General features: G+C 64.3%; 13 protein-coding genes. 7 read left to right on the top strand and 6 right to left on the bottom strand.

What is annotated here, in order from left to right:
• Positions 1-31: 31 nt before the first annotated feature.
• The gene (locus CFE28_06155) at positions 32-262 is read right to left on the bottom strand and encodes a hypothetical protein (protein OYU69615.1); all 231 of its coding nucleotides are present in this window, start codon (positions 260-262) and stop codon (positions 32-34) included.
• A gap of 181 nt (positions 263-443) precedes the next feature.
• On the opposite strand from CFE28_06155, the gene CFE28_06150 reads away from it, so the two are divergent.
• Positions 444-3,212: a hypothetical protein gene (locus CFE28_06150; GenBank protein OYU71585.1), complete on the top strand. Its 2,769-nt coding sequence runs from the start codon at positions 444-446 to the stop codon at positions 3,210-3,212.
• Entirely contained in the window at positions 3,209-4,561 is a 1,353-nt protein-coding gene (locus tag CFE28_06145) for a hypothetical protein (GenBank protein ID OYU69614.1), read from the top strand. Before CFE28_06150 ends, CFE28_06145 begins: the two co-directional genes overlap by 4 nt.
• Before the next feature lie 12 nt (positions 4,562-4,573).
• On the opposite strand, the gene CFE28_06140 is transcribed toward CFE28_06145, so the two are convergent.
• On the bottom strand, positions 4,574-5,005 hold the full coding sequence (locus tag CFE28_06140; protein OYU69613.1) for a DUF1330 domain-containing protein: 432 nt from the start codon (positions 5,003-5,005) through the stop codon (positions 4,574-4,576).
• A gap of 151 nt (positions 5,006-5,156) precedes the next feature.
• Here CFE28_06140 and CFE28_06135 point away from each other — a divergent pair, with 151 nt between their 5' ends.
• Positions 5,157-6,329, top strand: a complete 1,173-nt coding sequence (locus CFE28_06135) for a carbamoyl phosphate synthase small subunit (GenBank protein OYU69612.1) — start codon at positions 5,157-5,159, stop codon at positions 6,327-6,329.
• Between the two features lie 47 nt (positions 6,330-6,376).
• Here CFE28_06135 and CFE28_06130 read toward each other — a convergent pair whose 3' ends face one another.
• From CFE28_06130 to CFE28_06120, 3 genes are all read right to left on the bottom strand, one after another.
• Positions 6,377-6,910: a fasciclin gene (locus CFE28_06130; GenBank protein ID OYU71584.1), complete on the bottom strand. Its 534-nt coding sequence runs from the start codon at positions 6,908-6,910 to the stop codon at positions 6,377-6,379.
• A gap of 123 nt (positions 6,911-7,033) precedes the next feature.
• Complete coding sequence (locus tag CFE28_06125; GenBank protein ID OYU69611.1) at positions 7,034-7,729, bottom strand: hypothetical protein; 696 nt, start codon at positions 7,727-7,729, stop codon at positions 7,034-7,036.
• On the bottom strand, positions 7,726-8,280 hold the full coding sequence (locus tag CFE28_06120; protein OYU71583.1) for an RNA polymerase subunit sigma: 555 nt from the start codon (positions 8,278-8,280) through the stop codon (positions 7,726-7,728). The genes CFE28_06125 and CFE28_06120 overlap by 4 nt, the downstream gene beginning before the upstream one ends.
• Before the next feature lie 265 nt (positions 8,281-8,545).
• On the opposite strand from CFE28_06120, the gene CFE28_06115 reads away from it, so the two are divergent.
• A complete protein-coding gene (locus tag CFE28_06115) occupies positions 8,546-8,752 on the top strand; it encodes a cold-shock protein (protein OYU69610.1) in 207 nt (68 codons plus the stop codon).
• 261 nt (positions 8,753-9,013) lie between these two features.
• Positions 9,014-12,301 carry a carbamoyl phosphate synthase large subunit gene (locus tag CFE28_06110; protein OYU69609.1) on the top strand — a complete coding sequence of 1,096 codons (3,288 nt, stop codon included), beginning with the start codon at positions 9,014-9,016 and terminating at the stop codon, positions 12,299-12,301.
• Here CFE28_06110 and CFE28_06105 read toward each other — a convergent pair.
• On the bottom strand, positions 12,292-12,870 hold the full coding sequence (locus tag CFE28_06105; protein OYU69608.1) for a GNAT family N-acetyltransferase: 579 nt from the start codon (positions 12,868-12,870) through the stop codon (positions 12,292-12,294). The genes CFE28_06110 and CFE28_06105 overlap by 10 nt on opposite strands.
• Positions 12,871-12,929: 59 nt before the next feature.
• Here CFE28_06105 and CFE28_06100 point away from each other — a divergent pair, with 59 nt between their 5' ends.
• Both CFE28_06100 and CFE28_06095 read left to right on the top strand, forming a co-directional pair.
• The gene (locus tag CFE28_06100) at positions 12,930-13,217 is read left to right on the top strand and encodes a transcriptional regulator (GenBank protein OYU71582.1); all 288 of its coding nucleotides are present in this window, start codon (positions 12,930-12,932) and stop codon (positions 13,215-13,217) included.
• Between the two features lie 9 nt (positions 13,218-13,226).
• On the top strand, positions 13,227-13,463 hold the full coding sequence (locus tag CFE28_06095) for a hypothetical protein (GenBank protein OYU69607.1): 237 nt from the start codon (positions 13,227-13,229) through the stop codon (positions 13,461-13,463).
• The last annotated feature ends 15 nt before the right edge of the window (positions 13,464-13,478 follow it).

Raw genomic sequence — 13,478 nt, 5'->3', positions numbered from 1 at the left:
GTCCTAGCGCGGTTCGCGCCGGGATGCAGCCCTAGCGCGGCTTGAAAACCCGCTCGGTCGAGGCCGGATACTTGGCCAGAAGTGCGGCGGGCCGGATCGGACGCGGGCTGAAGTTTCCGCCGCAATTGGGACAGGCTCCGCCAAGTTTCGTTTCAACGCAGTCGGCGCAAAAGGTGCATTCAAAAGTGCAGATCCGGGCCTCCGGGCTCTCCGGCGGCAGGTCCCGGTCACAGCATTCGCAGTTTGGTCTCAGGGCGAGCATGGGCGCCTCCTTGGGTCATGCTGACCATAAACGTCCGTCGCTGGCCGCGGAAATGACGAAGAACCCTCGAATTGCGCCACGAATCCTTTGCCCTGCCGGGAGGCTGGAGAGGGAGAGGTATCCCTACTTCTCAGCATCAGGTTGCGAGGCTAACCTGTTACCCAGAAATTGGGGTGGCGAAATCATGGTCTGGCTTGGCCTTGTCTGCGGAGCATTGTTCGGCTGGATCGCCGGCGATTTCGGAGTGACCGGACTGCTGGTCGGAGCCCTTGTGGGCGGTCCTGCGGGACTGGGGCTACGGGCCGCCATCCAGACCGAAATCCGGGCCATACTGAAGGAAGAAAAACAGGCCGCCCTGGGTCGACAAGGCCCGGACCTGGCGTCCCGCGAGACGGCTCCCTCCCCTGTTGCCGCCCGACCTGCCGCCTCACCGCCGAAGCCAGCACCCGCCATGATCCGGGAGGCGGCCCCCGTCCTGCAGGAGAGCAGCCAGCCGCTGGTATTCCATCCCGCTCCGCCCGTAAGGGAAAGCGCGTTTGACGCCGGCTTTACGGCGGCCAGGACATGGCTGCTGGGCGGCAACACCATTGTCCGCGCCGGCTTGGTGATCCTGTTCATAGGCCTGTCCTTCCTGGCCCGATGGGCGGCCCAGCACGATCTCTTCCCGGTGGAACTGCGCCTGGCCCTGGTCACCCTGGTAGGCGTCGCACTTCTGGGCTTCGGCTATTCGCGCCGGGAAAGCCGCCCCGCCTTCGCCCTGGCCCTGCAGGGGACAGGTATTGCGGCGATCTATCTGGCCCTCTTCGCCGGAGCGCGACTGTTCCACGTCATCCCGCCACTGGCGGCGTTCGGCCTGATGGTCGTAGTCTGCGCCCTCGGGTGCGCCCTGGCCATACTGCAGAACGCCCAGACCCTGGCCCTTGCGTCCTTTGTGGGCGGGTTTGCGGTTCCCATCCTCCTGTCCGATGGGTCAGGAAACAGCCTCATCCTGTTCAGCTACTACGCCGTGCTCAATCTGGCCGTGCTCGCCATCGCCCACTTCCGGGCCTGGCGGCTGGTCAATCTGGTGGGTTTTTTCGCAACCTTCGGCGTGGCGACCGCCTGGGGCGCGCTCAGCTACAAACCCGCTGAGTACGCCATGGCCCAGCCCTTCCTGATCGGCTTTGTGCTGAACTACATCATCGCCGCCCTGCTCTACGCCCGGAACACGGCCGGCAAGCTGACCAGCTTTGTGGACAGCACCCTGCTCTTTGGTCCCGCCCTTGTCGGCTTCGGCCTGCAGGTGGGGCTGGTCCGTCACATGGAAATGGGCAGCGCCTATTCCGCCCTTGGATTTGGCGCGGCCTATCTCGCCCTTGTCTTCTTCGCGCGGCGCAAGGGTTATGCCCAGAACCCGCTACTGGCCGAGTGCCTGCTGGCCATCGCCCTGGGCTTCCTGACCCTGGCCATTCCCCTTGCCCTGGGCGCCAAATGGACCTCATCGGCCTGGGCCCTGGAGGGCGCAGGCGCCTTCTGGGTCGGTAGCCGCCAGGCGCGCTGGATGCCCCGGGCGTTTGGTCTGGTGCTTATGGTCGTCGCGGCCATGGTTTTCCTGTCGACCCTGGATACACAGCCCTCCGCCCTGGCCTTCCTCAATCCGGCCTTCATGGGCGCGGTTCTGATCGCTGGCCCCCTGCTGGCCGTGGCCTGGTGGCTTCGCAAGCCCCTGCCACACAGCGGTTCAGTCTTCGCCAGGGCCTATGCCGCCGCCGAGGTCAAATTGGCGACCCCGGCCTTTCTGGCAGGGTTCGGCTTCTGGGCGATCGCACTCGGGCTGGAGGCTGGCCGCCAGGTCCCGGCCCCCCTGGCCGATGGCCTGCCAGTCGCTGTCCTTTCTGACGGCCTCCAGCGCGTGCTGTTCATGACCGGTCTTGTGGTCAGCGCCGTTCTCGCAGCGGCGTTCGGGCGGTGGGTCAAATGGCGGGTGGCCACCTGGCCAGCCCAACTGACGCTCCTGCCGATCGTCCTTGTCCTGGTCCGTCAGATGGGAGCCGGCGAGCATGTCCTCTACCTGCCGGATCTGCTGTTATGGCTGGTGACCCTGGGCGCTCACTTCGCGGCCCTCTACGCCAGCGACAGGGACGATCAGGCCAGCGCAGGATGGCGGAGGGGAGTCCACATTGGCAGCCTCTGGATGCTGACCCTCTGGCTGGCTGACGGCCTCGTCCTGGGCATAGACCAGGCCAAGCTCTGGGGGACGTCCTGGGCGGGGGTCATCATGCTGTTCAGCGCCAGCCTGGTTCTGGCTGGCCTGACGGCGACTGCGAACCGGGGCTCGGGGATCTGGCCATTGAAGCAACATGGACAGGCCTATTACTGGACCGCGGCCATTCCGCTCGCCGTGCTTGTATTCCTGGGCGGGCTTGGGGCCAGTCTGCTGGATTCCGGCCGGACTGCGCCCTTGCCATATGTTCCGCTGATCAATCCTCTGGAATTGGCCTTGGGTATTGGGCTGGCTGCGCTCGTGCTCTGGCGTCGGACAGTCCTGGCCAAGGGTGCTGAAGGGTCAGCCTGGCTGAGGTCCCGCATGGCCCTAGGCGCTTTGGCCCTCATGGCCTTCGTGATGGCCAGCACGGTCTGGCTGCGCATCGCCCATCACTATCTCGACGTGCCGTGGACCGGGAAAAGCCTGACTGAGAACTTCATTGTCCAGACCGGACTTGCCATCCTCTGGACCAGCCTGGCCCTGGCCCTGATGATCCTGGCCCATAGGCGGCTGCAGCGCAGTCTGTGGCTGGTTGGCGCTGGCCTTCTGGCCCTGGTCGTCGTGAAGCTGTTGTTGATCGACCTGGCCAATGCCGGCGGGGGCGAGCGGGTGGTGACCTTCATGGCGGTCGGTGTCCTGATGCTGATAACGGGCTACTTCGCGCCCCTGCCCCCTGCAGCCTCCAGCAAGGATCAAGTCCAATGAAAGCCAACGGATTGGGAATTGCACTGGGGCTCCTGCTGGTCTCGACGCCATCTTTGGCGGCTGATGATGCGCTTGAGGCCTCCTACGCCTACAGGGCGCCCCTGCCTGTGGTCGCCGGCGCGCCCCTGCAAAGGATAGGCGTGCCTCCCCAGGTCCTGGTCAGGCTGCAGGAAGCAGACCAAGCCGACCTGAGGATCTTCAACGCCCAGGGTCAGGCCCTGCCCATGGCCCTGCTGCCGCTACAATCATCACCGTCAGAGCGCAGGATGGTTGACCTGAAACCCTTGCCGGTTCTGGGGGCGCCGGGGTCCCTGACCGTAACCGGCGTCAGCCTCCGTGTGGATGACGGCGGCCAAGCACGAGTCATCGGACTCAGCGGCGCGCCGGGCTCAGCAACGACAGAGGTTCTGGGAGTCCTGCTGGATACCCGGGCCGTGGCGGATTTCGCCTCCGGCCTCACCCTGTCGGCCGACATTCCGGCCCAGCAGCCCGTGACCTTCAGCCTGGACTCCAGCGCGGATCTGTCGCGATGGGCGCCAGTTACGGAAGTGGTCGCCTACCGGTCGCCGGATGATGCTGCAAAGGTCTTTCTTCCGCTGGACCGGGTCTCTGTAAAAGGAAGGTATCTGCGGGTTACCTGGGGATCGTCCACCAGGCTCCTGGCGCCGGTCACCGTCCGAGGCGCCAGCCTGACCACTGAGCGGTCAGCGGCAGCAAAGGTCAACCGTGCCGAGATCACCGGCGCGAAGCTGACAGGATCCCACGTCCTGGAATTCGGTCTGCCGTTCGCAACACCCGTGACAGCACTGCAACTGACCCTGGCCGGACAGAACGCCATACTTCCAGTCCGCATTCTCGGGCGGGAGAACAGCGAGCAGTCCTGGACCCTGCTGGGCTCAGGGACGGTTTACCGAATGCAGGGCGCGGCAGAAACAAAGACCGGCCCGGCCATTCCGCTCAATGCCGGCCGGTTCAGGTTCATCCAGATTGAAGCTGACAAACGGACTACGGGATTTTCAGCGCCTCCACGAATTCAGGTCCAGTTTGAACCCCGGGAGGTGGCGGTGCTTCTGACCGGCGCGCCGCCCTACACGATTGCGGCAGGCCTGAAGGGCGCCAAGGCGAACTACCTTCCCCTGGACAATCTGATGGCGGCGTCTCCCGGACTGAGGGCCGTTGACCTGCCCCATATGGAGGCGTCGCCATCGATTCCGGTTGTGGCCTCCATGACCGATGGCGGCGGGGCCTATTCAACAAAGACCCTCATCCTCTGGGCGGTCCTGCTGGGCGCCACCGCGATCCTGGGCCTCATCGCCTGGCTGGCGGCACGGAAGCCTGAGAAAGCCTGAAGGCGAGGCGCCCTATTCTCCGAAGCCTTCCCCCGGCGCGACGGGATCAAGGCGCAGGAGACGGGAATCCTCCACGCCGGCCGTCCGGTGCTTGACCAGTTCCCGGTATTCCGGATCGCGGACCATTTCGATGAAGGCCGCCGGGGACGGATATTCGGCAATGAAGGCGATGTCCCAGGCTTCCGATTGGGGGCCGGTCACCATGACCTGGGGCTTGCCCGACCAGACCTGCCTGCCACCGACCCGTTTGAGGATATGCGCCGTTGTCCGGCCATAGGCACGATAGGCTTCAAGGCCTGTCAGGCCTTTTCCATGGTCTGGATGATCCTCCGGGTAGGTCGCAAGGGGTTTGACCTTGACCAGATTGAGCATGTGGATGGGCTGATCAGACGCCAGACTACGAAATTGCGCCCAGGCCTCGCGGTCAGGATCAATATGGCTCATGATGGACCTCCCTCAGCTTCCCGCGATTTGATGGCATAGCTCGCGCGGTTTCGCGACTCATTGACCCGGGGGACGTGAAACTCTACCTACGCCGCCGTTTGCCCAGAAGGTCTCACCTGAGACGCCGGGCGCCTTGAAGGAGACTCCGACCATGAGCGAACTCTTGCCTGGGGTCACCGGAGTCCTGGTTCTGGCCAACGGAACCGTCCTGCAGGGCGTTGGTGTCGGGGCCGAAGGAACGGCGCCTGGCGAGGTGTGTTTCAACACCGCCATGACCGGCTACCAGGAAATCCTGACCGATCCGTCCTACATGGCCCAGATCATCGCCTTCACCTTCCCCCACGTGGGCAATGTCGGCACCAATCTGGAAGACCTGGAGCAGATGTCCGGCGCTGCCGACACCGCCGCCCGGGGCGCCATCTTCCGCGACGTGCCGACGGCCCCGGCCAACTGGCGGGCTGACTCCGACCTGGACAGCTGGATGAAGCGTCGTGGCGTTGTGGGCCTGGCCGGGGTCGACACCCGCGCCCTGACCCGGGTGATCCGGGAAACCGGCATGCCCCATGGGGTCATCGCCCACTCGCCGGATGGCAAATTCGACATTCCGGCCCTTAAGGCCCAGGCCGCTTCATGGTCAGGGCTGGAAGGCCTGGACCTGGCCAAGGACGCCACCTGCACCCAGGCCTTCACCTATACCGAGGGCCTGTATTCCTGGCCGGAAGGCTATGCCAAGCCCGGCGAGACGAAGTTCAAGGTCGTGGTCATGGACTTTGGGGTGAAGCGGAACATCCTGCGCTCCCTGGTCTCGATCGGCGCAGAAGTGACTGTGGTTCCAGCCACGACCTCGGCGGAAGACATTCTGGCCCGCAAGCCGGATGGCGTCATGCTGTCAAACGGGCCGGGCGATCCGGCCGCCACGGGCGTCTATGTCGTGCCGGAGATCAGGCAACTGGTCGCCAGCGGTGTGCCCGTCTTCGGCATCTGCCTGGGCCACCAGATGATGGCCCTGGCCCTGGGCGCCAGGACCGTGAAGATGGAACAGGGACACCATGGCGCCAACCATCCCGTGAAGGACCTGACCACCGGCAAGGTCGAGATCGTTTCGATGAACCACGGCTTCACCGTGGACCGCGACAGCCTGCCTGAGGGTGTTGAAGAGACCCACGTCTCCCTGTTTGACGGGACCAATGCGGGCCTGGGTCTGAAGGGCAAGCCGGTGTTCAGTGTTCAGCATCACCCGGAAGCCTCGCCGGGCCCGACGGATTCCCTCTACCTGTTCCAGCGCTTCGCTGACCTGATGGCAGGGGCCAAGGCGCCGGCCTGACCCCTCCACGCTTCGCGACGAAGCGGGAGGAGCCCGCCGCGTTAGACCTACGGCATCAGTACGGTGTCGATCACGTGGATCACGCCGTTGGACTGATTGACGTTGGCGATGGTGATCATCGACATGCCGCCCTTGGCGTCCACCAGCCACAGGCCGCCATTTTTCGCGACCACGGACAGGGTCTCACCCTGAACGGTCTTCAGCATGGCCTTGCCGCCGCCAGCCTTGACCTGAGCTGCAAGGGTCGAGGACGACAGTTTCCCGGCGACGACATGATAGGTCAGGATCGAGGTCAGGAGAGCCTTGTTCTCGGGCTTGACCAGGGTCTCGACGGTGCCGGCCGGAAGCTTTGCGAAGGCGGCGTTGGTCGGGGCGAAGACGGTGAAGGGGCCCGGGCTCGACAGCACATCCACCAGCCCGGCAGCCTTGACCGCCGCGACCAGAGTCGTGTGATCCTTTGAATTCACCGCATTCTGAATAATATTCTTTGACGGATACATTGCGGATCCACCTACTGTCACAGTTTTTTCATGCATGCTTCCAGCAAGACTGGCGTTAGCTCCCGTCAAGGCAAGCGTCATCCCGGCGGCAACAGCCGCAATCATCTTTATAGACATGTATGGAGTCCTTGAATTTCTGCGTCGCCACGGTGGCGATGTACGAAATACGCGGGATCTATTTGGGTGGATGCATCAGACCTGAAATTAAATCTTGGTCAGAGCGCCCTTGGCCACAACCGGCCCCGTGGGCCCGACCTTTTTTGAGCCGCCGGGCGCCTCTACTGAAATGGCGAGTGTCGCCTGGGTGTCCGTCAGGCCAGCGGCCGGTGGGGCCAGAGGGATCTTCACCGAAGCGCCGACGGGCACGAAGCCCAGCGCCCTGGGCTTGCCGTCCGCCGGGATCAGCCAGAGCTGATGGACATGACCGGGATCCGTGCCAGGCGGCACCAGCGACGAGATCACCACCGCCTGCCTCTGGGGATCATAGGCCGCAACGAACAGGTGCTGACCCTGGCTGGTGTCCAGCTTGGCGCTGAGCATGGGCGGCGGCGTCGCGGGCGCCAGGGGACCCTGCAGGACGATGACGGCTACGGCCGCCATGCTGGCGGCCGCCAGGCCCAGCCCGCTGAGCGCCGCCCCACGCCAGAAGCGCAGAGCCCGGTTGTCATTGGCCGGGATGGACCGTTCGATACGGGTCCAGACATCGTCAGACGGCGAGACCGGCTTCAGCATGGCGGCCAGTGGGGCCAACCGGTAGCGCCAGGCCACGACCATGCGTGCAAAGGCGAAGTCCTGGACCATGCGCATTTCAGCGGTGGCGCGGTCGGTCGCGTTCAGTACGCCCAGGGCATGCTCCGCCGCCAGGGCTTCATCTTCGGGAAGTTCGGTCTGGTCGGTCATGACTCGAGACACCCGCGCAGTTTGAGCAGACCCCGTCGGATCCAGCTCTTGATGGTCCCGAGAGGCGTATCCAGTCGCAGGGCCAGGGCCTCATAGGTAACGCCCTCGAAGAAGGCCGTGCGGATGACGCTCTGGGTGCGGTCATCCAGTTGCGCCAGGCAGTCGTTCAGGGCTTCTACAGACTCGGCGACTTCGAGGATCGATTCAGCGCCGGGTGTCTTGTCGGCGATCTCCATGTCGTCGATCTGGGCCGCAACAGCCAGGGGCCCGCGGGCGCGCAACCGGTCAATGGCGCGGTTGCGGGCAATGGTCGAAATCCATGTCATGACACTGGCCCGTCCCGCTTCGAAGCGGTCGGCGCGACGCCAGATCGTCAGATAAACCTCCTGCAACACGTCTTCGCTCTCATCCCGGTTGGACAAGATACGTAGGCAGACGGCGAAAAGCTTCGCAGAGGTCGCCTGATACAGCTGGCGCAGGGCGGCGCGGTCCCCACCGGCAATGCGGGGAATGAGCAGGGCCAGGGGATCGGAGGTTGCAGTGGGGGACACGGGGGCCTTCAGGAACAGAGCAACGGGGAAGCTGCCTGCATCCCCCCTGACCAGCAAGCGGCAATTGTAGAAACTCTGTTACAGCAACGTAAGAATCCTAGTCTTGCCAATGGCTTTTTCTTGATCCAATGTGCACACGTCAAACTCGTAGGTTCGGCTGACTTTCGACGCTTCATTCCGATGCACCGGACCTGCCCCCTCGAAATTTGATCCCGTTCGGTCGAGCTTGGCCCTCGGGCAAATCTATCCAAGGACTCATATCTCTATGTCTACCGGCACCGTGAAGTGGTTTAACGGCACCAAGGGCTACGGCTTTATTCAACCTGATGAAGGCGGCGCGGACGTCTTCGTTCATATTTCGGCCGTGGAACGCGCCGGACTTCGTTCGCTGAACGAAGGCCAGAAGGTCACCTACGAGCTCGAGCGCGACAAGCGCAGCGGCAAGATGTCCGCGGGCAACCTGCAGGTCTAGCAACCGCGACCGGCGGACCCAAAAAGTCCAAAGGATGAAAGACCATGACGGGCCGGTGGAAACACCGGCCCGTTTTCTTTTGGCGGCTTAAGTCGGGCCGGTGGCGACACCGGCCCGTTTCTTTTTGTCGCGATGCCCTCAGAAGGCGCCCTCGCCGCTTGCGCCATCCCGACTCCGTCTCTAAACGGGCGTCTTAACCTACAGATTGACCGGGCACGGCGCGCCAGCAGCGCGGCCGCCCATTTGCGCGAACGGAATTTGATGCCCAAACGCACCGACATCTCTTCGATCCTGATCATCGGCGCGGGTCCCATTGTCATCGGACAGGCCTGCGAATTCGACTATTCCGGGGTCCAGGCCTGCAAGGCCCTGCGCGCCGAGGGCTACCGGATCATCCTGGTCAATTCCAATCCCGCCACCATCATGACCGATCCTGATGTGGCCGATGCGACCTATATCGAGCCCATCACCCCGGAGATGGTTGAAAAGATCATCGCCAAGGAGCGGCCCGACGCCCTTCTGCCGACCATGGGCGGACAGACGGCCCTGAACACCGCTCTTGCCCTGGAGGCCTCAGGGGCGCTGGCGAAGTACGGAGTCGAGATGATCGGCGCCAAGGCCGATGTCATCGACAAGGCCGAGGACCGCCAGAAGTTCCGCGACGCCATGGACAAGCTGGGTCTCGAAAGCCCCAAGTCCAAGGCCGCTCACAACATGGATGAAGCCCTGGAAGGCCTCGAATTCGTCGGCCTGCCCGCCATTGTCCGTCCCTCCTTCACCCTGGCCGGGACCGGCGGCGGCATCGCCTACAACATGGAAGAGTTCCGCGAGATCGTGGAACGCGGCCTGGACCTGTCCCCGACCACCGAAGTGCTGATCGAGGAAAGCGTCCTGGGCTGGAAGGAGTATGAGATGGAGGTCGTCCGCGACAAGGCGGACAACTGCATCATCGTCTGCTCCATCGAGAACATTGATCCGATGGGGGTCCACACCGGCGATTCCATCACCGTCGCGCCTGCCCTGACCCTGACGGACAAGGAATACCAGATCATGCGGTCGGCCTCGATCGCCGTCCTGCGTGAGATCGGCGTCGAGACCGGCGGGTCCAACGTCCAGTTCGCGGTCAATCCTGCTGACGGCCGGATGGTGGTCATCGAGATGAACCCCCGAGTGTCGCGGTCCTCGGCCCTGGCCTCCAAGGCTACAGGCTTCCCGATCGCCAAGGTCGCCGCCCGCCTTGCTGTCGGCTACACCCTGGATGAGCTGATGAACGACATCACCGGGGCGACGCCGGCCTCGTTCGAGCCCAGCATCGACTATGTGGTCACCAAGATTCCGCGCTTCGCCTTCGAGAAGTATCCAGGTTCGGAACCCCATCTGACCACGTCCATGAAGTCGGTGGGCGAGGTCATGGCCATTGGCCGGACCTTCAAGGAAAGCCTGCAGAAGGCCCTGCGTGGGCTTGAGACCGGCCTGAGCGGCCTGGATGAGGTGGATATCGAAGGCTCCGCCGATCCCGAGACCGGCCACGCCGCCGTGGTCCGCGCCCTGGGCAACCCTACCCCTGACCGACTGCGGGTCATCGCCCAGGCCTTCCGTCACGGCCTGAGCGTCGAGGACGTCAACGCAGCCTGTTCCTATGAGCCCTGGTTCCTGCGTCAGATCCAGGAACTGGTCCGGGAGGAAGGCCTGATCCGCGCCGGCGGCCTTCCCACCACCGCCCAGGGGTTCCGCGCCCTCAAGGCCCAGGGCTTCTCCGACGCCCGCCTGGCCATGCTGACCCGCATTGCCGAGGGACAGGTCCGCGCCGCCCGTCAGGCCCTTGGGGTCCGCCCGGTCTACAAGCGCATCGACACCTGCGCCGGCGAGTTCCGCGCCGAGACGCCCTACATGTATTCCACCTATGAGACCGGTGTCCTGGGCCAGACTCCCGACTGTGAGAGCGAGCCATCGGGCGCCCGCAAGGCCATCATCCTTGGCGGCGGACCCAACCGGATCGGCCAGGGGATCGAGTTCGACTATTGCTGCTGCCACGCCGCCTTCGCCCTGGCCGACATCGGGGTGGAGTCCATCATGGTCAACTGCAATCCCGAGACCGTCTCCACCGACTATGACACCTCGGACCGCCTTTATTTCGAACCCCTGACGGCGGAAGACGTCCTCGAGCTGATCGCCGTCGAGCAGCGCGCCGGAACCCTGCTGGGCGTCATCGTCCAGTTCGGCGGCCAGACGCCGCTCAAGCTGGCCCAGGCCCTGGAAGACGCCGGCATTCCGATCCTCGGCACCAGCCCTGACGCCATCGACCTGGCCGAGGACCGCGAGCGGTTCCAGCAGCTGCTGCACAAGCTGGAGATCGCCCAGCCGGTCAACGCCATCGCCCGGTCGCGGGATGAAGCCTTCGCGGCGGCACATCAGGTCGGCTATCCGGTGGTCATCCGTCCGTCCTACGTCCTGGGCGGCCGGGCCATGGAAATCGTCCGCGATGACGAGCAGCTGGAGCGCTACATCACCCATGCGGTGAAGGTCAGCGGCGACAGCCCGGTGCTCATCGACCAGTACCTGTCCCGCGCCACCGAAGTGGACGTCGACGCCCTGTGCGATGGCGAGACCGTCTTTGTGGCCGGGGTCATGGAGCACATCGAAGAGGCCGGGGTCCACTCAGGCGACAGCGCCTGTTCCCTGCCCCCCTTCTCGCTGAAGCCGGAAACCATCGACGAGCTGAAGCGCCAGACCGAGGCCATGGCCTTCGCCCTGAATGTGCGCGGCCTGATGAATGTGCAGTTCGCCATTGAAGAGCCGCACTCGGAAAGCCCACGGATCTTCGTGCTGGAGGTCAATCCCCGGGCCAGCCGGACCGTGCCCTTCGTGGCAAAGACCATTGGTGCGCCCATAGCCGCAATCGCCGCCAAGGTGATGGCGGGTGTGAGCCTGGCCAGTTTCGGTCTGACCGAGCGGGTCTATGATCACGTGGCGGTCAAGGAAGCCGTCTTCCCCTTCGCCCGCTTCGCCGGTGTCGACACCATTCTGGGCCCGGAAATGCGCTCTACCGGCGAGGTCATGGGCCTGGACTGGCAGCGCCCCGGCGGCACCAAGGCCGCGGCCTTCGCCCGGGCCTTCGCCAAGAGCCAGCTGGGCGGCGGCACCATCCTGCCCGAGGCCGGGACGGTTTTTGTCTCGGTGAAGGAAACCGACAAGCCCTGGGTGGTCGAGCCCGTGCGCCTCTTGCTGGAACAGGGCTTCAGGGTCCTGGCGACCAGCGGCACCGCCGCCCACCTGACGGCCCAGGGCCTGAATGTCGAGACGGTGAAGAAGGTCCTCGAAGGCCGCCCGCATATTGTCGACGCCATGAAGAATGGCGACGTCCAGCTGGTGTTCAACACCACAGAGGGCAAGCAGTCCCTGGCCGACAGCTATGAAATCCGCCGCACCGCCCTGATGATGAAGATCCCCTACTACACCACGACAGCCGGGGCCCTCGCGGCGTCACAGGCCATTGTGGAAATGGCCAATGGGGCCTTGGACGTGCGGCCGCTGCAGAGTTACGCCTGAAGCGCCTTTGCCAGGATGAAGTCGTCATAGTCGTTGGCGCCAACGGGAAACCGGTGCTCGCCGACCTGGATGAAGCCCTGACGGCCGTAGAAGCCGATGGCGTTTTCATTCCTGGAGTAGACGCTCAGCAGCAGGCGTCTGAAGCCCGCTGACATGGCGGCTTCGACCACGGTGGAGACCAGCCGGGCGCCAAGTCCGGATCCATGGAAGCCCTGAAGGACATAGATCCGCTTGAGCTCCACATCGCCCGCCAGGGGATCAACCGGCAGTTCGCAGGGGCCCATGACGGCATAGCCCACCGGGGCCGAGGTCGCCTCATACTCGGCAAGCCAGAGTCGGTGATCAGGCCGGGACAGGAAGTCGACATAGCGCGCGATGCTGTGCGGACCTTCGCAGTGCTGGAGAATGTCCTCTACCGGCACGGTTTCCGCATAGGTCGCCAACATGGTGGCCTGCCCCAGCAGGGAGAGCACCCGGGCGTCGCTCGGCACGCAGGGTCGGATCAGTATGGTCATGGTGACCTGTCCTAACGGTTGGCCCGCCCCAAGCAAGACTTGACCATCTGACATGCGTAAGTTATTCCTGACGCATGGATCGAATCCCACCGACCGGAGACCAGTTGCTGGCCATGCTGTCAGCCCTGGCCAACCCACACCGCTTGCGGATCATAGCTTCCCTCTCGGCCGGCGGCCGCCAGTACATCAGCGCCATGGCGCGCGAGATCGGCATCAGCCGCCCCCTGCTGCATCTGCACCTGCAGAAGCTGGAGGATGCGGGACTGGTGGTCAGTCAGCTGGAGCTGTCTCCGGACGGCAAGGCCTTGAACTTCTTCGACCTGACCGACTTCGCTGTCGAGCTTACCCCGGAAGCCATCGCAGCGGCGGCGGCCACCCTCACCCCGAAACCTGAAGCCTAGAGAAGCACCATGTCCACGCCCGTGTATTTTCTGACCCTGAGCCTGTTTATGGGCACAGTCGTGATCATCTTCGCCATGCGTTACTTTTCGTCACTCGCCCAGGCGAGAGCCCGGATCGCCCAGGAGCTGAGCTATCGGGAAATGGCCGAGCAATCCTCGGCGGCCCAGGCCGAGGCGGCCACCACACTGGGGGATCTCAAGGCCCGCATCGCCCGCATCGAAGCCATTCTGAAAGAGGTCGAATAGCGACGGTCTGGCAGG

This window comes from Alphaproteobacteria bacterium PA2, assembly GCA_002256425.1.
GTDB lineage: Bacteria > Pseudomonadota > Alphaproteobacteria > Caulobacterales > Caulobacteraceae > Phenylobacterium.
This window is presented reverse-complemented; position numbering and strand designations above follow the sequence as displayed.